The organism is Pseudomonas sp. CJQ_9 (assembly GCF_043106615.1).
GTDB lineage: Bacteria > Pseudomonadota > Gammaproteobacteria > Pseudomonadales > Pseudomonadaceae > Aquipseudomonas > Aquipseudomonas juntendi.
This window is the reverse complement of the sequence record NZ_JBICMS010000026.1, coordinates 1-20,116: the sequence shown is the minus strand read 5'-3', so window position 1 is coordinate 20,116 and position 20,116 is coordinate 1. Positions and strand designations below refer to the sequence as shown.

General features: G+C 63.1%; 18 protein-coding genes. 8 read left to right on the top strand and 10 right to left on the bottom strand.

Annotated features, from left to right (window positions below; all coding sequences use genetic code 11):
• Positions 1-13 precede the first annotated feature (13 nt).
• The 5 genes from ACF8SD_RS04220 to pedF all read right to left on the bottom strand — a co-directional run bounded on the left by ACF8SD_RS04220 (position 14) and on the right by pedF (position 5,221).
• Entirely contained in the window at positions 14-1,555 is a 1,542-nt protein-coding gene (locus ACF8SD_RS04220) for a class I adenylate-forming enzyme family protein (protein WP_274410372.1), read from the bottom strand.
• A gap of 543 nt (positions 1,556-2,098) precedes the next feature.
• A complete protein-coding gene (locus ACF8SD_RS04215) occupies positions 2,099-3,037 on the bottom strand; it encodes a quinoprotein relay system zinc metallohydrolase 1 (protein ID WP_392483920.1) in 939 nt (312 codons plus the stop codon).
• Positions 3,038-3,075: 38 nt separating this feature from the next.
• A complete protein-coding gene (locus tag ACF8SD_RS04210; RefSeq protein WP_054913001.1) occupies positions 3,076-3,843 on the bottom strand; it encodes a quinoprotein dehydrogenase-associated SoxYZ-like carrier in 768 nt (255 codons plus the stop codon).
• A gap of 35 nt (positions 3,844-3,878) precedes the next feature.
• Positions 3,879-4,754, bottom strand: a complete 876-nt coding sequence (locus ACF8SD_RS04205; protein ID WP_029885147.1) for an ABC transporter substrate-binding protein — start codon at positions 4,752-4,754, stop codon at positions 3,879-3,881.
• Between the two features lie 5 nt (positions 4,755-4,759).
• On the bottom strand, positions 4,760-5,221 hold the full coding sequence (gene pedF, locus ACF8SD_RS04200; RefSeq protein WP_009682327.1) for a cytochrome c-550 PedF: 462 nt from the start codon (positions 5,219-5,221) through the stop codon (positions 4,760-4,762).
• A gap of 254 nt (positions 5,222-5,475) precedes the next feature.
• Between pedF and exaA the strand changes: the two genes are divergently transcribed.
• Both exaA and ACF8SD_RS04190 read left to right on the top strand, forming a co-directional pair.
• Positions 5,476-7,371 carry a quinoprotein ethanol dehydrogenase gene (exaA, locus tag ACF8SD_RS04195; protein WP_392483919.1) on the top strand — a complete coding sequence of 632 codons (1,896 nt, stop codon included), beginning with the start codon at positions 5,476-5,478 and terminating at the stop codon, positions 7,369-7,371.
• 77 nt (positions 7,372-7,448) lie between these two features.
• A complete protein-coding gene (locus ACF8SD_RS04190) occupies positions 7,449-8,108 on the top strand; it encodes a pentapeptide repeat-containing protein (RefSeq protein ID WP_392483918.1) in 660 nt (219 codons plus the stop codon).
• Positions 8,109-8,260: 152 nt separating this feature from the next.
• Here the strand turns inward: ACF8SD_RS04190 and ACF8SD_RS04185 are convergent, their stop codons facing one another.
• Entirely contained in the window at positions 8,261-8,899 is a 639-nt protein-coding gene (locus ACF8SD_RS04185) for a response regulator transcription factor (RefSeq protein WP_054913003.1), read from the bottom strand.
• Positions 8,899-10,173, bottom strand: a complete 1,275-nt coding sequence (locus ACF8SD_RS04180; RefSeq protein ID WP_173889385.1) for a histidine kinase — start codon at positions 10,171-10,173, stop codon at positions 8,899-8,901. Before ACF8SD_RS04180 ends, ACF8SD_RS04185 begins: the two co-directional genes overlap by 1 nt.
• Positions 10,174-10,323: 150 nt before the next feature.
• Between ACF8SD_RS04180 and ACF8SD_RS04175 the strand changes: the two genes are divergently transcribed.
• The 6 genes from ACF8SD_RS04175 (at position 10,324) to ACF8SD_RS04150 (ending at position 15,483) form a co-directional block, all read left to right on the top strand.
• Positions 10,324-11,517, top strand: a complete 1,194-nt coding sequence (locus ACF8SD_RS04175; RefSeq protein WP_392483917.1) for an ABC transporter substrate-binding protein — start codon at positions 10,324-10,326, stop codon at positions 11,515-11,517.
• Positions 11,518-11,547: 30 nt separating this feature from the next.
• Positions 11,548-12,537, top strand: coding sequence for a YVTN family beta-propeller repeat protein (locus ACF8SD_RS04170; protein WP_110679312.1), 990 nt, complete (start codon positions 11,548-11,550; stop codon positions 12,535-12,537).
• Positions 12,534-13,274 (top strand): ABC transporter ATP-binding protein, encoded by a 741-nt coding sequence (locus ACF8SD_RS04165; protein WP_392483916.1) that lies wholly within the window; start codon positions 12,534-12,536, stop codon positions 13,272-13,274. The genes ACF8SD_RS04170 and ACF8SD_RS04165 overlap by 4 nt, the downstream gene beginning before the upstream one ends.
• Positions 13,271-14,062 carry an ABC transporter permease gene (locus ACF8SD_RS04160; protein ID WP_173889393.1) on the top strand — a complete coding sequence of 264 codons (792 nt, stop codon included), beginning with the start codon at positions 13,271-13,273 and terminating at the stop codon, positions 14,060-14,062. The genes ACF8SD_RS04165 and ACF8SD_RS04160 overlap by 4 nt, the downstream gene beginning before the upstream one ends.
• A gap of 136 nt (positions 14,063-14,198) precedes the next feature.
• On the top strand, positions 14,199-14,759 hold the full coding sequence (locus ACF8SD_RS04155; RefSeq protein ID WP_173889395.1) for a PQQ-dependent catabolism-associated CXXCW motif protein: 561 nt from the start codon (positions 14,199-14,201) through the stop codon (positions 14,757-14,759).
• Positions 14,760-14,817: 58 nt separating this feature from the next.
• Positions 14,818-15,483 carry a response regulator gene (locus tag ACF8SD_RS04150; RefSeq protein WP_392483914.1) on the top strand — a complete coding sequence of 222 codons (666 nt, stop codon included), beginning with the start codon at positions 14,818-14,820 and terminating at the stop codon, positions 15,481-15,483.
• 49 nt (positions 15,484-15,532) lie between these two features.
• On the opposite strand, the gene ACF8SD_RS04145 is transcribed toward ACF8SD_RS04150, so the two are convergent.
• From ACF8SD_RS04145 to ACF8SD_RS04135, 3 genes are all read right to left on the bottom strand, one after another.
• The gene (locus tag ACF8SD_RS04145) at positions 15,533-17,428 is read right to left on the bottom strand and encodes a NahK/ErcS family hybrid sensor histidine kinase/response regulator (RefSeq protein ID WP_173889399.1); all 1,896 of its coding nucleotides are present in this window, start codon (positions 17,426-17,428) and stop codon (positions 15,533-15,535) included.
• Positions 17,397-18,560, bottom strand: a complete 1,164-nt coding sequence (gene nosP, locus ACF8SD_RS04140; protein WP_392483912.1) for a nitric oxide-sensing protein NosP — start codon at positions 18,558-18,560, stop codon at positions 17,397-17,399. The genes ACF8SD_RS04145 and nosP overlap by 32 nt, the downstream gene beginning before the upstream one ends.
• Before the next feature lie 138 nt (positions 18,561-18,698).
• Positions 18,699-19,886, bottom strand: a complete 1,188-nt coding sequence (locus ACF8SD_RS04135; protein ID WP_392483911.1) for a porin — start codon at positions 19,884-19,886, stop codon at positions 18,699-18,701.
• Between the last annotated feature and the right edge of the window lie 230 nt (positions 19,887-20,116).

The window sequence follows — 20,116 nt, the reverse complement described above, 5'->3', positions numbered from 1 at the left end:
TCCACTCCATCTGTCAGATCAGAACTTTAGTACTCAACTTACCCGAGTGGGTTTTTGGCAAAGCATCAGCGAACACGCAGTTAGCCGGTACCATGTGCCAGTCTAATGAAGCTTTACAGTGTTCGATAAGATCTTGCTCGCTGGTCTGCGCCTTGCCAGACTCGAGCACAACATAAGCCCGCGGAACGTGCCCGGCCAATTCATCCTCAACTGGCACAACCAATACCTCTGCAACCGCATGATGCGTCGCTAGGCACTGTTCGATTTCCCGCGGATTTACCTTCCAGGCACTGCGTGCGAATACATCATCCTTGCGTGCCACGTAATACAAGTAGCCTTGGGCATCTTGCTTGAATAAGTCGCCCGTGCGGAACAGTCGTGAGTGGCCGAATGCATCGCGTACGATACTCACGGCGTTAGCTTCCGGCATATTCCAGTACTCGAGCATAAGGTAGCTACTGGCAACCAAGAGTTCGCCGACTTTTCCGGGATAGTCGATGGCTCGACCGCCCTCATCAACTAGATAAACATTCACGCCGGGCAAGGGTTTGCCCACAGATGCCGGGCGCCGGTCAATTTCTTCGGGGGGGAGGTAGCTGACGCGTTTGCATTCGGTTAGCCCGTAGCTGGAAAAAATTAGAACTTGTGGAAATGCTTTCCGAAACTGCTGAATATGTCGAGCATACAGAGACTGACCACTGCTCGAAATGTATCTTAGACTTCGAACTCGTGCTTCCCAATCTGGACTACTGTGGGCAAGCAACGAAAATATTGGGGGAAACACATGCATGGCGGTCACCCCTTCGCGCTCTACCACTGCCACAACATCTTCTGCAGTAGTAGCAGGCTGACTTTCAATCACGGCAGTACCGCCGATATAAAGTGGCATCATTATATTATAGACACCGTAATCAGATGCCAGGGTCGAGTAACTTAGGATACGATCGTTGGCGGTATTGGCTAGGTAAGCGGTCACTCGACGTGTAACGTCTATCATGATTCGATGGTTGACTAGCACGCCTTTCGGATTGTTGGATGACCCGGATGTATAGAATATTGAAGTAGGCCATTCGGGATCTTCACATGTTCCCGAAATATCCGGGTTTGGCAGCTCAAGCCTTACCGAAGTGGCATCCGACAGCTGAATCACTCGGTGCGGTAGGGAGGTGCATGGGCATGTAAGCAGTATCCATTCCAGTCCAACCGCCTCCATCAGACCTGGAAGATCCTCGGTGCAGTCAGTGATCAGCACCCGAGCGCCTGAGTGCTTGAGCTGATGAATCAACTTAATGCGACTCAACGTGTGATGAACCGCTGCTGTAACAGCCCCAACTTCGAGCACCCCAAGATAAGCAGCAATCAGTTCGACCGACACAGATGAATACAGCCCCACTCTGCTGCCCGGAGTAACTCGTAGATTACGCAATACAGATGCGGTGTAACTCACCTGTTGCTGAAAGGTTTTATAAGAGGTCGCGACACCATCTAAAACAATCGCTGATTTATTAGGAAAAACTCTGGCACGACTGGCAATGACTCGATGTAACAAACACATAACTCTCTATCCTCTCAGTCCATTGCTTGGGTGCTAACGGCGCTTTCTTGCGCACACGGATATTAGCTGTTCTAACACTGATCGTAACGGACTGCCACCCGATTGATGATTATCAAGGATCGACCATGCATAAGTTCTGCGGCAACACCTTATGATCATGAGGGCAATTATCCAGAAATATCCCGAATTGACTTTCCACCTTGCAGGAATTTAGTTATTAACTAATGCTTGAAATGTATTCTGACCCACACGAGAAAACCACATATACGGTTTAGCGGAAGGAACCCCATAGTGCACATAATGCAAATATCAGGAAGCTTGCATGGCGCATATTCGATCATCACTCTCGATGGCTCGGCACGTAAAGATGCTCCACCACCAAAAAACTCATGTCAATAAAATTGTGCGCGCGACAAAATGATTTTTGTCACGCCGCAGTGACATTCAACTTGAATGCGCACAGACATATATTTTTATGGGAAATATCTGTAAGAATTCAGGAAGGGTAATGAGGTTAGCAACATTCTTAACAAGCGCTGAGATTTATATCGGCGACGTACTATCTACCCGCCGAAGTTGCTGGCGTTCGTACCGCGGGTATAGGTGGCTGACACTGCGAATAAGTTCGTAACGCGTCAGGCTCAGGCCAGCAAAGCGCTCGGGTATCGGGCTGCGGATCATTTCGGCCATGTCGTCGCCACGGGCGGCGCCGTCGCGCAGCAGGTTGTCCAGCCAGGTGAGGTAGTCGCGCATCTGCACAAAGGGTTGCGCATCACTGGCCAGCGGCCCGTGGCCGGCTACCAGCTGCTTCCAGGGCAGCGCCTGCAAGGTGTCGAGGTCGTGCAGCCACACATCGAGGCCCGGGCTGTTGGGGGTGGTCAGGGCACGCTGATAAAACAGCAGGTCGCCGACAAACAGCACCCCGGTCGTTTCATCGAGGATCGCCAGGTCCGCACCGGTATGCCCGCGTAGCCCGAGCAGGCGCAGGCGGTGCCCGCCCACCTCGCGCACACCCGGCTCCACGACTCGGGTCGGCAGCACCACCTCGGTGCCTCGCATCCAGTCACCAACCAGGCGGTACATGTTTTCCGCCATGGCATCGCCTTGCTCGCGCAGCAACGCTGCGGTGCCGGCCAGGGCGCCGATGGGCACGTCGGTGAACGCCTGGTTGCCCAGCACATGGTCCGGGTGATGATGGGTCAGCAGCACTTCCAGCACCGGCTTGTCGGTCACCGTGGCAATCGCCTGGCGCAAGGCCTCGCCATAGCGTCTGGACGGCCCGCTGTCGATCACCACCACCCCCTCGTCGGTCACGATGAAGGCCGTGTTGACCACGTTGCCGCCATTGGCCTTGGCGAAGTTGTCGGTACTGCCCTCCAGCAGCCAGGTACCCTCGGCAATCTGCCGGGGGGCGAGCCGGTAATCCAGGTTGGCCTGGACCGGAAGGCCCAGGCACAACAGCAACAGCAGGATCCAACGCATGGCAGGCGCCTCGGTTCAGGGGTGGATGGCGACCGCGCTCAAGGCACTGCCGCTTCGAACTGGTTACCGCTGTTGTCCTGCAACAACAGCCGGGTCGGCCCGGGGCCCTGGATATCGAAACTCAGGTTCGGGTTCTCGCTGACTGCCGGGTACAGCGTCAGGCTGGCCAGGCGCTGGCCATCGGCGCCTTGCAACTCGGCATGGTTGAGGTAGAACTCGGGAATGCCACTGACCAGGCCGTTGTCCATCGGGTGCGCCACCTGCAGGCGCAGGCGGCTGCTGTCGCCACGCGGGTAGCGGCCCCCCAGCACCTCGCCGAGGTGCTCTTCCCAGCCGGGCTGGGTGCGCACCACGCTGGGGGCGGTACAACCACCGCCGGCAGCATCGATCAGGGTCGAGCCCACGTGCCACAGGCCGTCGCGCGTGAGCACCGCCGCGCGAAGTGGTGTGGCCTGCTCGATACGGATACGCAGCGATAACCACGGCAGTACCCGTTCGCCGGGCTGGAAGTCGACAATGCGCGGCAGCGGGTTGAGTTCGGCCCAGGCAATGATGCGCACCACCTCGCCAGTGAACGCGCGGGCATCGATTTCCAACGGCACCTGGCGTGCGTCCTCGGCAAAAGGGGGAGCCAGCAGCTTGACCCGCTCATCGAAGACGAACGCTGCCTGGTCGAGCAGTTGCTTGTGGTAGAAGTCCCACATCACCGAGGGCACCGGGTCCTGGCTGGCACGCGGCTCGCTGGCCAGGGCCTGGCTTGCCCAAGGTAGCCAGCAGGCCAGCAGCAAGGTTGCTTTGAGGTTCATGATCCGCTCCCATTTACCGGGCTGCCGAGCCCAGGCTACTGGTACATTTCCGGCACCTGGTAACGCAGGCCGTACTGGGCATAGATCGCCTGCATGCGCCCCTCCCGTATCAACACCTCTAGCGCCTCCTCGACCGCATAGGCCAACTGCCGGTTGCTTTCATGCACGGCCATGCCGATGTCCCAGGCCTGCTTGCCCAGGTTGGGGTACGCATTTTCCGCCAACGCCAGCTGTGGGTTCGCGGCCTCATGCAGTTGCCAGTCGACCTCGCCGCGCATGGCCATCACCGCGTCTACCTCACCGGCCTGCATGGCGGCGAAGGCTTGCTGCACGCCGGGGTAATGGTGGGTCTTGGCGCTGAGCATGCCGTTGAACACCGAGGTCAGGTAGAACGACGGCACGCTGTCGACCTCTACCCCAATCGGGTGCTGCTGGAATACCGCGACACTGGCCACCGAAGGCAACCGGCGGCGGTCATAGGCCACCTGCCAACGTTCTTGCTGATACGGGCCGAACATCACCACCTGGGCGTTTTCCAACTCGCCCAGCTCGTTGCGCCTCTGCGCATAATCGTGGTCGTAGGGCACCCGCAGCATCAGGTCTGCCAATTGCTGATGGCGCAGCGGGCTGCCGCGCCAGATGTAGTCCCGCAGGTCGTCGTCGAGCTTTTCCCCAGGCGGCGCCCAGATCAGTTTCAGGCGCACGCCCATCGCCTCGGCCAGCGCCTGCGCCAGGTCCACATCCACGCCCCGCGGCTGGCCGTGGTCCTGGAAACTGTAAGGCGCAAAGTCCTTGTACACCGCGACCTTGAGCTCCCCGGCGGCGATGATCGTATCGTAGTTGCGCACTTGCGCCTGGGCCGCCGCACAGCACAGCAACAGGGCACTGAACAGCACCGCCATCAGGCGCATGGCCGTTACTCCTCGACGTGCACGCTGTCCAGGTATGTGCGCACCGCCCACAAGGCCTCCTGGCTCAGGTAGTCGGCCATTTTCGGCATGTACACGCGGCCGTCGCGCACCGCGCCATGGCGCACACGCTCGACGAACCATTCATCGCCGGCGTCGCCGGCATCGAGCAGCCGCAGGTCCGGGGCAATGCCGCCAGACTTGGCTTCCAGGCCATGGCAGGCCGCGCAGTTCTGGTTATAGGCCGAGGCGCCGATCTCGACTGCCTTGTCGTGTTCCGGCGAGCTACGGTAAGGGTTGACCGCCGCCCAGCCGTCTGCGTCCAGGCTCACCCCAGCGTCCTTGACCGGGGTCAGCCCCTTGGTCTCTACCGCCTGTGGGACTACATTGCCATGGGCCCAGGCCGTACCGGTCATTACCGCGCCGGCCAACAAGCCTGCAGCAAGCCACACATTGCGTTTTGTTGTCATTGTTATGCCCTCACCATTGCACGCAAAGCCTCAACCACAGAGGCCGTGTCGCCATCTTAAAAACACCCGGCACACGGCCGAATGCTGCTTTGGTGGTCGCGCCTTACTCCCTTGGTAGTAGGGCTTGTGGCGAACGGCCAAATGAGGTGCCGGCCGGGAACTCTTCCCGGCAATGGCGGGATTTTTTCCGTATCCGGCGAGCGCCCCGGCGGCCCACCCTGTGCAGGCCAAAACCTCCACTGGGAACTGCAACCATGACAATAAGATCGCTACCCGCCCTTTCCCCGCTGGCCTTGAGCGTGCGCGTGCTGCTGATGGCCGGTAGCCTGGCCTTGGGCAGCGTGGCAACAGCGGCCACCCCCCCTGCGGCACCTGCCACCAAGAACGTCACCTGGGAAGACATCGCCAACGACCACCTCACCACCAACGACGTGCTGCAGTACGGCATGGGCACCAATGCCCAGCGCTGGAGCCCGTTGGCCCAGGTCAACGACAAGAACGTGTTCAAGCTCACCCCGGCGTGGTCCTACTCATTCGGCGACGAGAAGCAGCGCGGCCAGGAATCGCAGGCCATCGTCAGCGACGGTGTGGTCTATGTGACAGGGTCGTACTCACGGGTATTTGCCCTCGATGCCAAGACCGGCAAACGCCTGTGGACCTATAACCACCGCCTGCCCGACAACATTCGCCCCTGCTGCGACGTGGTCAACCGGGGCGCCGCCATCTACGGCGACAAGATCTACTTCGGCACCCTCGACGCGCGGGTCGTGGCCCTGGACAAACACACCGGCAAGGTGGTCTGGAACAAGAAGTTCGGCGACCACAGTGCCGGCTACACCATGACCGGCGCGCCGGTGCTGATCAAGGACAAGACCAGTGGCAAGGTCCTGCTGATCCACGGCAGCTCGGGGGATGAATTCGGCGTGGTCGGGCAATTGTTCGCACGCGACCCGGACACCGGGGAAGAAGTGTGGATGCGGCCTTTCGTCGAGGGCCACATGGGCCGCCTGAATGGCAAGGACAGCACCCCGACCGGCGACGTCAAGGCACCGTCCTGGCCAGACGACCCCACCACCGAAACGGGCAAGGTCGAAGCCTGGAGCCATGGTGGCGGCGCCCCTTGGCAAAGCGCCAGCTTCGATCCGCAAACCAATACCATCATCGTCGGGGCGGGCAACCCGGGGCCTTGGAACACCTGGGCGCGTACCTCGAAAGACGGCAACCCGCACGACTACGACAGCCTGTATACCTCCGGCCAGGTCGGTGTAGACCCGAGCACCGGCGAGGTCAAGTGGTTCTACCAGCACACCCCCAACGACGCCTGGGACTTCTCCGGCAACAACGAACTGGTGCTGTTCGACTACAAAGGCAAGGACGGCAAGGTGGTCAAGGCCACCGGCCACGCCGACCGCAACGGCTTCTTCTATGTGGTCGACCGCAACAATGGCAAGTTGCAGAACGCCTTCCCCTTCGTCGACAACATCACCTGGGCCAGCCATATCGACCTGAAGACCGGGCGCCCGGTGGAAAACCCCGGCCAGCGCCCGGCCAAGCCGCTGCCGGGTGAAACCAAAGGCAAGCCAGTCGAGGTTTCACCGCCATTCCTCGGCGGCAAGAACTGGAACCCCATGGCCTACAGCCAGGACACCGGCCTGTTCTACATCCCCGGCAACCAGTGGAAGGAGGAATACTGGACCGAGGAAGTGAACTACAAGAAAGGCTCGGCCTACCTCGGCATGGGCTTCCGCATCAAGCGCATGTACGACGACCACGTCGGCACTTTGCGTGCGATGGATCCGACCACCGGCAAACTGGTGTGGGAACACAAAGAGCACCTGCCACTGTGGGCAGGCGTGCTGGCAACCAAGGGCAACCTGGTGTTCACCGGCACCGGCGATGGTTTCTTCAAGGCCTTCGACGCCAAGACGGGCAAGGAGCTGTGGAAGTTCCAGACCGGCAGCGGCATCGTGTCCCCGCCCATCACCTGGGAGCAGGATGGCGAGCAGTACATCGGCGTGACGGTCGGCTACGGCGGTGCGGTGCCGCTGTGGGGTGGCGACATGGCCGAACTGACCAAGCCCGTTGCCCAGGGTGGCTCGTTCTGGGTGTTCAAGATCCCGAGCTGGGACAACAAGACCGCCCAGCGGTGATCGCCTGAGGTGGCGTATACCCGGGGCCGCGTTGCGGCCCCTTCACCTGGTGCTTACACCCACGAGAGCCATTCGCCATGAACTACCTGCCCATTGCCCTGCTGTTGGCGCTCTCGCCTGCCCTGGCCGCACAGGCCGAAGACGCTGGCGACGATGCCCCACTGACCATCAACGGCTGCGTCATCGCCGAAGCCAGCCAGTGCCCGGGTGCCAACCTGCGCGGCGCCAACCTGGCCAACCAGGACCTGCGCAAGATGAACCTGGCCGGCGCCGACTTGCGCGACGCCGACCTGCGCCACGCCCAACTGGACCTGGCCAACCTGGAAAAAGCCCGCCTGCAAGGCGCCAACCTGACCCGCGCCAGCCTGCAGCAGAGCAACCTGCGCCTGGCCGACCTGAGCAATAGCCACCTGGTGGCCATTCAGGGCTGGGGCCTGTTCGCCCAAGGCGCGCAGTTCGAGAACGCCGACCTCAGCGCGGCCTATCTGCAGTTCGCCCGGTTGTCCGGGGCCAAGTTGCACAAAGCCAACCTGCAGGCTGCCGACCTGGAAATGGCCTGGCTCAGCAAGGCCGACCTGCAGGAGGCCAGGCTGGCCGATGCCAACCTGCAGGAGGCCAAGTTCGGCCAGAGCAACCTGGCGCGCGCCGACCTGCGCGGCGCACGGCAGCATTACGGGAATTTCCAGAAGGCCAACATGGAGGGATGCACAGGCTGCCCCGAAACCTGGGACAAATGACTGATTGCCCCTGCCTGTAGGAGCGGCCTTGTGTCGCGATGGGCTGCAAAGCAGCCCCGGCAATTTGTGCACCATGCTGAAACCCTGGGGCTGCTTTGCAGCCCATCGCGACACAAGGCCGCTCCTACAGGCAGCCCATCCCGACACAAGGCCTACCCCGCTACCCGCACCAGCCCCAGGTCAATCCCCAGGTGCACCAGCTCGGCATGCGAGCTGACCTGCAGCTTGCTCTTGAGCAAGGTCAAATGGTTGGACACGGTCTTGCCACTGATGCACAGTTGCTCGGCAATCAGCCGCGCCGGGGTGCCCTTGGCAAGCATGACGAAAATCTCCAGCTCGCGCTGGGTCATGCGCTGCAGGCGCGGGTCGCTTTCATTGTGCGGGGTGGTGCAGGCCAATTGCGTGGCCAGCGGCTGTTCAATGTAGGCATGCCCGGCCAACACACGCTGCACCGCCTCGATCAGCACCTCGGGCGCCGAATTCTTGGTCAGGTAGCCCGACGCCCCGGCCTCCAGCGCCTGCCGCACCAGGGGCAACTCGTCGTGCATGCTGAAGAACAGCACTCGCAGCTGGGGCAGGCGCTGACGCAGCCGGCGGGTGGCTTCCAGGCCGCTGATGCCCGGCAGGCCGAAGTCCATGACCACCAGGTTGGGCACCTGCTCGTGCACCAGGGCCAGCGCCTCTTCGCCACTGGCCGCTTCGCGCACCTGGATGTCTGGCAATACCGCCCGCAGCAGGCTGGCATAGCCTTGGCGGACCACAGCATGGTCGTCGACCAGTACGATATTCATCACACCTCCTTGGGGATGTTCAGCGCCAACGCCCAACCGCCACCCGGGCGGCTGAAAATGCGTAATTCACCCCCCAGGCTGCGCGCGCGTTCGGCCATCGAGTGCAGGCCAACCCCAGGCCGGCGCGGTTGGCGCGCGCCGCACCCGTTGTCGCGCACGAACAAGCGCAACCCCTTGGCGCTGCGCTGCAGGCGCACCCGCACCTGGCTGGCGCCGGCATGCCGGGCGACATTGGTCAACGCCTCCTGCAGCAGCCGGTACAAGTGCGTCCTGCTCGGCGCGGGCAAGTCTGGCAAATGCTCGCCAACCCGCAGCCGGCAATCGATGCCCTGGCTGGCCTGCCACTGGCTCACCAGCAGGCCAACGGCCTGCGCCAGCGGCATGTGTTGCAGCGCCACCGGATACAGGTCTTGTACCAGGGCACGAAACCCTTGCTGCAAATGTTCGCAATTGAGTTCCAGCTGCTGTGTGGTCTGCTTGACCACGGCGGGCTGGTCGGCCGCCATGCGCAACAGGCAGCCCTGGGCGCGAATCCCGGCCAGGTATTGCCCAAGGTCATCGTGCAGGGCCTGCGCCAGCCGGGTGCGCTCCTGCTCCTGCACCGCCAGCAGGGCCTGGGTCAGCTGCGTATTGTCGGCCCGGGCCTGCTCCAGGTTTGCCACCATCGCGTTGAAGTGCGCAGCCAACTGGCGTGCCTCCGGCAGGTTGGCCTCGCGCAACCGCACGGCCAGGTGCCCCGCCGACACCTGCCGCAGCGCCCCCAGCAATTCAGCCAGCAGCCCCATGGCCCGCCCGACCGCCCAACGGATGGTCACCAGGCTCAATACCAGCGCCAGGCCGCACAAGCTCAGCAATTGCACCAGCGACTCCCAGACTTCGTCGATTTCATCGCGGGCATCCACGGCAATCAGCACCCGCCGGCCATCGCTCAGTGTCAGTAAACGGCCACCTGGGTGGTGTTGACCGAACAGCTGGCGGCCCAGCCAGGCATCCACACCGGCATCCCCCGGCAACAGGGCGGCATCGCCAGCTGCCAGCCAATGCACCCGTACATGGCGCAGGTTCTGGGTCAGGCCCGGCTGCAAACTGGCCGGGTCACGCTCGGCAGTCTCGGCAAGGTAGGTCACCACGGCTTCGGCAGACTGCAGCTCACGCTCCACGTCGGCCACAGCCTGGTGCAGCAGCACCCCGGCACAAGCCACCGTCACCAGGGCGAAGCAGCCGGTGACCCAAAGGTTGATGCGCCACAGCGCAGACAAGTTGAACAGGCGCATGGGAGCTCTCTTCAGGGGTGCCGAGGCCCATCGTAAAACCGTAGGTGGCGCGGGAAATTACTACCTTGGTACCAGCCGAGCGCTACTTTCTGCATATTTCCCGCGCCCGGTGGGGTTCCTATGCTGGCGCCATCTGCCGTGGAGTGTGTCATGCGCCAGCCTGCCCACCTTGCCTTGTCCTGCCTGCTGGCCTTGGTCGCCGTGTTGTCCGCGCCCCTTGCGTCGGCCGCTGCGGGCCAGGCCGACGCCCTACTGCACGTGGGCATCGGCTATCTGGGTTACCGGCCCGACCCGGGCCCGCTGCTGTCCAATATCATCCCCGAACCGGCCGACGCTGGCCTGCAGGGCGCCGAGCTGGCGATCGTCGACAGCAACAGCACCGGCCGTTTTCTCAAGCAACAGTTCCAGCTGGCCAGCGCCAACGTGGACAGCCCCGAGGCGCTGTTGCAGGCGGCCCAAGCACAACACGAGCAAGGCCTGCGCCTGTTCGTGGTCAACGCCCCGGCCACCAGCCTGCGCGCGTTGGCCGCGGCGCTGCCCGACAGCCTGCTGTTCAATGCCGGCAGCCCCGACGACAGCCTGCGCAGCAGCCAGTGCCTGGGTAACGTGCTGCACAGCCTGCCGGGCCGGGCAATGCTCGCCGATGCGCTGGTGCAGTTCCTGGTGCTGCGCAAATGGCAACGCGCGCTGCTGGTGGTCGGCCAGACCGCAGATGACCAGGCCTACGCCGCCGCCCTGCGCCGCTCGGCGAAACGCTTCGGCGTGCAGCTGGTCGCGGAAAAAGCCTGGACCTTCGACAACGACCAGCGCCGCAGCGCCCAGGCCGACATGCCGCTGTTCACGCAAACCGCCGAATACGATGTGGTGCTGGTGGCCGATGAGCGCGGTGACTTTGGCGAATACCTGCCCTACCAGACCTGGTACCCGCGGCCAGTGGCGGGCACCCAGGGGTTGACCCCCACCGGTTGGCACAAGACCGTGGAAACCTTCGGCGCGGCGCAACTGCAAAAACGTTTCGAGGCCCAGGCCGGGCGCTGGATGAACGACCGTGACTTCGCCGCCTGGATGGCCGTGCGCAGCATTGCCAGCGCGGTCAGCAAACTGCGCCAGGCCGACCCACGGGCGCTGCAACAGCTGCTGCTCAGCGAGCAACTGCCCCTGGACGGTTTCAAAGGCCGCAAGCTCAGCTACAGGCCCTGGAACGGCGAGCTGCGCCAACCGATTGCGCTGGTACAGCCTCGCGCACTGGTCAGCACGTCGCCACAAGAGGGCTTCCTGCACCCCTTCAACGAAATGGACAGCCTGGGCTACGACAAGCCCGAAGTGACCTGCACGTACCCCTGAGCCGACAACCACAACAACAAGGAATACGCCATGCGCCGCCCTCTGCTTTCCCGCGCCCTGCTCTACCCCAGCCTGCTGACGGGCGCCCTGGCGCTGGCCTGCGGGCATGCGGTGGCCGCCACTGCCTGGGTGTCCAACGAAAAGGACAACAGCCTCAGCCTGATCGACCTGCAGACCCTGGAGGTCACCGAAACCCTTGCGGTCGGCCAACGCCCTCGTGGGCTGCTGCTGTCGCATGACAACAAGCTGCTGTACATCTGCGCCAGCGATTCCGACCGGGTACAGGTGATGGACGTGGCCACCCGCAAGATCATCAAGGAACTGCCCTCCGGCAAGGACCCCGAGCAGTTCGCCCTGCACCCCAACGACCGCTGGCTGTACGTTTCCAACGAAGACGATGCGCTGGTGACCGTGATCGACACCGTGACCGACCAGGTACTGGGGCAGATCGATGTTGGTATCGAACCTGAAGGCATGGCCGTCAGCCCCGATGGCAAATGGGCGGTCAACACCAGCGAAACCACCAACATGTTGCACTGGATCGACACCAGCACCCAGACCCTGGCCGACAGCACCCTGGTCGACCAGCGCCCGCGCTTCGTCGAATTCAGCCAGGACGGTTCCAGGCTGTGGGCCTCGGCGGAAATCGGCGGCACGGTGACTGTCCTTGACGTTGCCACGCGCCAGGTGCTGAAAACCCTGAACTTCCAGATCAAGGGCGTGCACCCGGACAAGGTCCAGCCGGTGGGCATCAAGCTCAGCGCGGACGGCAAGTATGCCTTCGTCGCCCTGGGCCCGGCCAACCATGTGGCGGTGATCGATGCCAAGACCTACGAGGTGCTCGATTACCTGCTGGTCGGGCGGCGGGTCTGGCAGTTGGCGTTCTCCCCCGACCAGCGCCGCTTGCTGGCCACCAACGGGGTCAGCGGCGATGTATCGGTAATCGATACGCAGAACCTCAAGGTGCTCAAATCGGTGAAAGTCGGGCGCTACCCCTGGGGCGTGGTGGTCACCCCATGAACGCCCTCGAGGTGGCCGATGTGAGCTTCGCCTACGGCCAGCGCGAGGCGCTGCGGCAGGTCGGTTTCAGCCTGGCACCGGGCCGTTTTGCCGCGTTGCTGGGCCCCAATGGCGCCGGCAAGTCGACCCTGATCGCCCTGCTGACCCGCCTGTACGACCTGCAGCACGGCGATATCCGGGTGTGCGGCTGCTCGTTGCGCGACGCCCCGCGCCCGGCGCTGCGGCAGATGGGCGTGGTGTTCCAGCAGAGTACCCTGGACCTGGACCTGAGCGTGGAGCAGAACCTGCGCTACCACGCCGCGCTGCATGGCCTGTCACGGCGCCAGGGCAACCAGCGGGTAGAGGCCGAGCTGGCGCGTCAGGGCCTGGGTGAGCGCCGCCACGACAGCGTGCGCGAGCTGAATATCGGCCACCGCCGGCGGGTGGAAATCGCCCGTGCGCTGCTGCACGAGCCACGCCTGCTGCTGCTCGACGAGGCCAGCGTCGGCCTCGACCCGGCCAGCCGCCTGGCACTCAACCAGCACGTGCGGCAGCTGTGCCGCGAGCACCAGTTGAGTGTGCTGTGGACCACCCACCTGCTGGACGAAGTGCAGCCTAGCGACGACCTGCTGATTCTCCATCAAGGGCGCCTGGTGGCCAGCGGTACCGCCGATGCCCTGAGCCTGCAGCACGGCGGCGACCTGGACCACGCCTTTGCCCACCTGACCCGGCAGCCTTCAGGAGCCCACACCCGATGAACGCCTACTGGCAGTGTTTCAACGGCATCATGCTGCGCGAATGGCTGCGCTTCGTATTGCAGCGCACGCGCCTGCTCAGTGCCCTGGTGCGCCCGCTGCTGTGGTTGCTGGTGTTCGCTGCCGGCTTTCGGGCAGCGCTGGGCATTGCCATCATCGAGCCGTACGACACCTACATCCCCTACGAGGTGTACATCATCCCGGGGCTGGCCTGCATGATCCTGCTGTTCAACGGCATGCAAGGGTCGCTGTCGATGGTCTATGACCGGGAAATGGGCAGCATGCGCGTGCTGCTGACCAGTCCCCTGCCGCGGCCGTTTCTGTTGGCCAGCAAGTTGCTGGCGACCTCGCTCATTTCCTTGCTGCAGGTGTACGCGTTCCTCGCCATTGCCTGGGTGTACGGTGTGCAACCGCCGGCGGCGGGGTTGCTGCTGGCACTGCCGGCGCTGCTGCTGGTGGCGTTCATGCTCAGTGCCCTGGGGCTGCTGCTGTCTAACGCCATCCGCCAATTGGAGAACTTTGCCGGGGTGATGAATTTCGTGATCTTCCCGCTGTTTTTCCTGTCTTCGGCGCTGTATCCGTTGTGGAAGATGCGCGAAGCCAGCGAGTGGCTGTACTGGCTGTGCGCGGTGAACCCGTTCACCCATGCCGTGGAGCTGGTAAGGTTTGCCTTGTACCAGCGCCTGAACCTGTTGGCGCTGCTGGTGTGCCTGGGCTTGACGGTGCTGTTCACGCTGCTGGCGATCGCCACCTTCAACCCCCAGCACGCAGCGTTGCGCAAGCCGCGATGATCCCGTGGCCTGGCGCAGCCCTTACGGGCAGCGCTAAGCCACCTACTACTTTAGTACTGCATTTACTGTCTATCGTCGCATTCACAAAGCACCGCTACTGGCATGTAATGGGCTCATAACAAAAAGGAAGAACCCCATGCCACGTGCCCTGCCCCGGCTGCCACGCCCCTTGCTGGCGGCACTTTCACTGAGCCTGACGCTGGGCATTGCCCAGGCCGACACGGCGCCGCTGTTCTCTGCCGACGGTTACCGCATCACCCTTTACCGCAGCCCGACCCCGGCGCAGGTCGAGGGCGGCCAGGTGGTAGACACCGCCACATTGCAACGCCTGCTCAGCCAGCAGCCGCGGCCGGTACTGATCGACGTGTACCGCCGCCAGTGGCTGCAGGGCCGCTTCATCGAAGACGAGCCGCACGCCAACCTTCCCGGCAGCCTGTGGCTGGCCAACACCGGCGATGGCGAGCTGAGCCCGGCCTGGCAGGCGTACTTCGCGCAAAACCTGCAAAGCGCCACCGCCGGGCACCCCGACCAGCCTGTGGTGTTCTACTGCCGCGCCGATTGCTGGCTGAGCTGGAACGCGGTAAAACGCGCTAAAGCCCTGGGTTACCACAACCTGTACTGGTACCGCGACGGCATTGACGCGTGGCAGCAGGCCAACCTGCCGCTGCAGCCGGCGCAACCGGTGCCTTTGCCCTGATCTGTTCAACTGCCACTGCGTGCCCTGCTCCATCCAATAAAAACAAGGTGAAAAGGCCATGTACAAAATTCTGATTGCCGACGATCACCCCCTGTTTCGCGAAGCCATCCACAACGTCATCAGCGATGGGTTCCAAGGCAGCGAGGTCATGGAAACCGCCGACCTGGACAGCGCCCTGGCACTGACCCAGGCGCATGACGACCTCGACCTGATCCTGCTCGACCTGAACATGCCCGGCATGCACGGCCTCAACGGCCTGATCACCCTGCGCAACGAAGCACCGACCACGCCGGTGGTGATCGTGTCGGCCGAACAGGAGAAACAGATCGTGCTGCAGGCCATCACCTACGGCGCGGTGGGTTTCATTACCAAGTCCTCGCCGCGCTCACAGATGATCGAGGCGATCGAGCAGATCCTCAACGGTAATGTCTACCTGCCGCCCGACATCATCCGCGCGCAGAAAAGCAGCACCAGCCGGCGCCAGAACGATGCGCCGAGCTTCCCGCCGGAAATGCTCCAGGCCCTGACCCGCAAGCAGTTGCTGGTACTGGAACGCATGACCAAGGGGGAATCGAACAAGCAGATCGCCTACACCCTGGATATCGCCGAGACCACGGTCAAGGCGCATGTGTCGGCGATCTTGCGCAAGCTCAATGTGCACAACCGCGTACAGGCCATTCTCAGTGCGGGCGATATCGATTTCGCTGACTACCTGCGGCGCTGACCGCCTGCAGCTTCATGGGGGCCGCTTTGCGGCCCCAATAGCACAGGCCCTAGCCTTGGATGCCCAGCAAATGGCTCATCGCAGTCTTCAATTTCAACGGCCGCACCGGCTTGTGCATCAGGGTATGGCCCAGCTCACGTATCTGCTGCTTGAGGTCGTTGCTGTAATTGGCCGTGATCATCAGCGCCGGTAGCGGCTGGGTGCGGCGGGCATTGATCCGCGCCACCGCGTCGAGGCCGGTGCAGTCATTGTCCAGGTGGTAGTCGGCAATCAGCAGGTTGGCCTCGGCGTGGTAATTGTCCACCTGGCGCGCCAGGTCTTCCTCCGACAGCGCGGTGATCACCTTGCACCCCCAGCCTTCGAGCAGCGTGCGCATGCCGGCACAAATGGCCGCATCGTTGTCCAGCACCCAGACTTGCGCCCCACGCAGGCGTTCGAACATCGGTTCGCACACGGGCTGGCTTGGCTGGGCCTTGGGCGCAACGGTGCTCAACGGTACCTCGACGGCAAACACCGATCCCTTGCCAAGCCATGACCGCACGCGGATGCGATGGCCCAGGATACCGGCGATCTTCTCCACGATCGCCAGGCCCAGGCCCAGCCCGCGATCCTGCTCGGGGCGCTGCACATCACCGCGCCGGAACTCCTGGAACATTTCCTCCAGGTGTTCCTCGGCGATGCCGATGCCGCTGTCCCACACCTCGATCCGCAGGCCGCCACGCAGGCGCCGGCAACCCAGCACCACCCGCCCGCTGCGGGTGTAACGGATGGCATTGCTGAGCAGGTTGCGCAGAATGCGCGCCAACAGCTGGATATCACTGCGCACCACCGCCGAACACCCCACGAAATGCAGGGCCAGGCCCTCACTACGCGCGACCTGGGCATATTCGGCCGCCAGGTTGTCCATCAGCTCGCTGAGCGCGAAAGGCGCGATATCGGCCTTGATCACGCCCGCATCAAGTTTGGAGATGTCGACCAGAGTGCCCAGCAGGCTCTCCACATCCTCCAGCGAGTTGCTGACATTGCGGACCAACTGGGCACTGTGCTGCGGTTCGCGGCTTTCCAGCAACGCGCTGGTGAACAGCCGCGCCGCATTCAGCGGTTGCAGCAAATCATGGCTGACTGCAGCCAGAAACTTGGTTTTCGACAGGTTGGCCTGTTCGGCCTCGCGCTTGGCTTCGCGCAGCCGCGCTTCTGCCTGGCTGCGCTCTTCGATTTCCCGCAGCAACTGGTCGTTGAGGCTGGTCAGCTCCGCCGTGCGCTCACGCACCCGCTGCTCCAGGTGCTGATAGGCCTGGTGCAATGCCTGCGCGGTATTGCGCCGCTCGGTGATATCGCGGATCAACACGAAGATACCCACCACCTCGCCGCTGGCCAGGCGGTTGGGTACATAGGAGCGCAGCATGTAGCGCTCCTGCCCCTTGATGTTGGTTTCGGCAAACTCGAAGGTCACGCTCTCCCCCGCCAACGCCCGCGCCACATAGCTCTCAAGGCGCTGGTAATGCTGTTCGCTGTGCGCCTCGCGCAGGCTCTGCCCCAGCATCACGCCACGCGGCCAGCAGTACCATTCCTCATACACCTTGTTGGTGAATTCATAGACCAGGTCGGCATTGAGGTAGGCGATCAACGCCGGAACGTTGTCGGTAATCAGTCGAATCTGGTGCTGGTGCGCGGTCTCGGCCCGCTGCCGGGCCTCGCTGAGCAGGTGGTTCACCGCCTTCAGCTCGGCCATGGCCTGGCTCAGCGCATCGGTGCGCTCGCGGACCTGCTCGGCCAGCACCACCGAATGCTGGAATGCCGCGTACGGGTCGTTGCCGCGGGTAACCCCGGACTCGACACGTTCGATCAGCGCGCCATTGATGCGCTGCAGCTTGTGGTTCTGCTGCTGCAGCCGGGTCACCTCGGCCTGCAGGTCAGCGACCGACAGGAGGCCGGTTGCGGGCAATGGCGACGCCGGTGAAGGTCTGGTTGATATGCATGCCATTGAACTGTTCTCCGTAGGTGTTGAACCCGACCACCCGTTGCTCGCGCAGAAACGCCCCCACCGGTTCCAGGCTGTGTTGCCCCTCCAGTTCCAGACGCCGCAGGAAGCAGTCGCAACCAATGGTCAACAACAGCGGGCCCAAGCGCTGGTGCAGGCCGTCGAACAGCTGATGCAGGTTCGGCAGCAACGGCCCTGGGGTCATGGCCGTAAGCACGATGCCGTTCTCCACGGCACAGTAGAAACTCAGGCTCAAGTCATCGTGCACACGCTGGACGGCGCGCATGTAGTACTGGTCGTGAATGCGCACGGCCAACGGGTGCGCGGCGAATACCCGGTAATCGAGCGCCGCCACCGGCACACCGATAAGGCGGGCGTATTCCTCGGCAGCGGGTTCGGCATTCAACTCGAATACCCGGCGCTGGCCGCTGTCGGCGCCGGTGACCACCAGTTTTTCCTGGCGCGGCTGAATGTGATGGGTGGTGAACACTTCGAAGTCGAGCCAGGTGTTGACCAGCACCACCACCGCTGCGCCGCTGTGGAAGGCGCCGCCGTGGTAGACATGCGTGCGGTTGAGGTAGTTGTCGTCGCCGGCCGAACCGCCGAAGTGCGGGATGTCGCCCAACGCCGCGCTCAGGGCAGCGAGGACCATCTCCTCCCGGCTGGACAGCCCGTCGAGCAGGGTCAGGGCAAAGCTGTGGCCTTTGATCGGCGCCAACGAATTGCTGCGGCAGGTGCCGACCAGCCGCTCGACCATCTGTTGCGCATCGATGAGGCTGAAGTGCTCCATTTCGTCGATCAGCCCGGTGGCGATGGAAAAGTGCCGGTGATCGAAGCCCAGCGCGGTCACGCAGTTGCGGCCGTACCCCTGCGGGGTGATTTCGCCGGCACTGGTGCAGCCCACCAGGCGGATGCCGCCAAACCCCTGTTCCAACGCCTGGGCCAGTTCCTGCAGGTTGTATTCGGCGGAACAGAAAAACAGCACCAAGCCCAGGTGGGGGTGCAGGAGCTGTCGCGCCAGGTCCTGGGCGGCCAACCGGGCATCGGTGGCCTGGGACATGGCGCTGAGCACACCGTCGTTGAGGGCCTGTTGCATCAAAGTCTCCGGCGCTGGGCGGCTGAGGGTGCAGTGTACGAAGCCGGGTGCGTGGGGCGAATGCTACTTGGGTAGCGGGTGGGCGGGCCCAAGGGTGTAAATGCCAGCTTCACCCGCGCCTCCCTCGCCGCCCCGTGATTACCAGGTCAGCACTGCGCCCACAGCCAAGGTATCGGTGTCTTCGTTCTGCGCACTGCCCTCATGCCCATCGATGGAGAACTGGTTGTACTCGGCCACCAGCTTGAGGTTGTCGTTGACGTCATGGAACAATGCCACACCACGGGTCTTGTAGTCGGCACCGCTGCCCACCGCACCGTTGCCATCGTCCTTGGTCTTGCCATACGACAGCGCCACGCGGTTTTTGCCGAACCTGTAGGAGCCCTGCAACAGGTAGCCGTCGCTGTCCACATTACGCAACACCGGCTCGCCCGCGTTATTGGTGAAGAACGGGTTGATGCCTTTGGCCTGGAACCCCGAGCCGGTCAATGACCAGCCGCCCAGCTTCGCCTGCACCCCATAGCCAACCCCTTTGGAGGTGACGGACTTGACCGTCGAGTCGGTGTTGTCCGAGGTCTGGTAGCTACCGTTGACCCAGCTGTAGATCTGCGCCCCCGCCAGGTCGAACTGGTAGGTGATTTCGCTCTCGGTGCGTGGGTTTTCCTGGTAGGCCTTGCCGGTCGGGCTGCTGTCGTTGGTATCCACGGGGTCCATGATGCCCACCGCCACGCGCAGGCCGTCCATCACCGGCGTGCGGTAGGTGATCTGCGAGGTGGGGAACGGATAGGGGTAACCGCTGCCGATGTTGCCGAACGACACCCCGCCGCCATCTACCAAGCCCAGCGTGTCACTGACCTGGCCATAACCGGCCAGCAGCTCGTCCAGCAGGATGTTGGAGCGCGCGAACAGGCCAAAGTCCTTGCCGATCAGTACTTCGCCCCACTCAGGGTTGGCCACGGTGCCGTAGAACTGGCGCACGTCGATGGCGGTATCGGTGCCGTTGGTTTCGCTGTCGTTGATGGTGACCCAGAACGACGCCCGCGCGCCGAGTTTCAAGTCGTCTACCTGCTTGCCCATGTTGAACCCGATGTAGTTGGGCAAAAAGCCCATCTTCACCCGCGACTGGCGCCGGTCGAACTGCTCGCCCTCGCGGTCGACCTTGCTGTTGACATAGAAGGCGTTGATGTAGCCATCGGTGGAGAATGTCGTCTGGTCCTTGTCGTACAGCATGATCTCGGCCTCGGCGACACCGCTCAGGCCCAAGGCGGAAACACTGGCGAAGGCAGCAGCGAGAAAACCAGGCGGCAGGTGCTTTTTGTTGTTGTGCATGGCGCGCTCCAAACGGGGGACAGGATGTCGGAGGCGATTATCAGAAGCCGGCAGGCCACCCGGAACGCTGCTTTGGCGTGGGTTGGCGGGTGCTTTGGGGCGGAGGGTGTGGCGCGGTGATTTGGTCTTGGGACCTGCTGGGGTCGGGGTGGCAAGACTTAGGGTGTAGGCAGGCGTGGCAGGCGGGTATCAATACGCCTGAATGAACCGGGGCCTGGGGTCCCTGTGGG

Bases quoted from the DNA above. Each gene is read 5' to 3' on its own strand.
- ACF8SD_RS04205 (WP_029885147.1), bottom strand. From the start codon at position 4,754: ATGCGCCTGATGGCGGTGCTGTTCAGTGCCCTGTTGCTGTGCTGTGCG.
- ACF8SD_RS04160 (WP_173889393.1), top strand. From the start codon at position 13,271: ATGAACGCCTACTGGCAGTGTTTCAACGGCATCATGCTGCGCGAATGG.
- nosP (WP_392483912.1), bottom strand. From the start codon at position 18,560: ATGCAACAGGCCCTCAACGACGGTGTGCTCAGCGCCATGTCCCAGGCC.
- ACF8SD_RS04185 (WP_054913003.1), bottom strand. From the start codon at position 8,899: ATGAATATCGTACTGGTCGACGACCATGCTGTGGTCCGCCAAGGCTAT.
- pedF (WP_009682327.1), bottom strand. From the start codon at position 5,221: ATGACAACAAAACGCAATGTGTGGCTTGCTGCAGGCTTGTTGGCCGGC.
- ACF8SD_RS04180 (WP_173889385.1), bottom strand. From the start codon at position 10,173: ATGCGCCTGTTCAACTTGTCTGCGCTGTGGCGCATCAACCTTTGGGTC.
- exaA (WP_392483919.1), top strand. From the start codon at position 5,476: ATGACAATAAGATCGCTACCCGCCCTTTCCCCGCTGGCCTTGAGCGTG.
- ACF8SD_RS04220 (WP_274410372.1), bottom strand. From the start codon at position 1,555: ATGTGTTTGTTACATCGAGTCATTGCCAGTCGTGCCAGAGTTTTTCCT.
- ACF8SD_RS04190 (WP_392483918.1), top strand. From the start codon at position 7,449: ATGAACTACCTGCCCATTGCCCTGCTGTTGGCGCTCTCGCCTGCCCTG.
- ACF8SD_RS04215 (WP_392483920.1), bottom strand. From the start codon at position 3,037: ATGCGTTGGATCCTGCTGTTGCTGTTGTGCCTGGGCCTTCCGGTCCAG.
- ACF8SD_RS04165 (WP_392483916.1), top strand. From the start codon at position 12,534: ATGAACGCCCTCGAGGTGGCCGATGTGAGCTTCGCCTACGGCCAGCGC.
- ACF8SD_RS04175 (WP_392483917.1), top strand. From the start codon at position 10,324: ATGCGCCAGCCTGCCCACCTTGCCTTGTCCTGCCTGCTGGCCTTGGTC.
- ACF8SD_RS04135 (WP_392483911.1), bottom strand. From the start codon at position 19,886: ATGCACAACAACAAAAAGCACCTGCCGCCTGGTTTTCTCGCTGCTGCC.
- ACF8SD_RS04155 (WP_173889395.1), top strand. From the start codon at position 14,199: ATGCCACGTGCCCTGCCCCGGCTGCCACGCCCCTTGCTGGCGGCACTT.
- ACF8SD_RS04170 (WP_110679312.1), top strand. From the start codon at position 11,548: ATGCGCCGCCCTCTGCTTTCCCGCGCCCTGCTCTACCCCAGCCTGCTG.
- ACF8SD_RS04150 (WP_392483914.1), top strand. From the start codon at position 14,818: ATGTACAAAATTCTGATTGCCGACGATCACCCCCTGTTTCGCGAAGCC.
- ACF8SD_RS04210 (WP_054913001.1), bottom strand. From the start codon at position 3,843: ATGAACCTCAAAGCAACCTTGCTGCTGGCCTGCTGGCTACCTTGGGCA.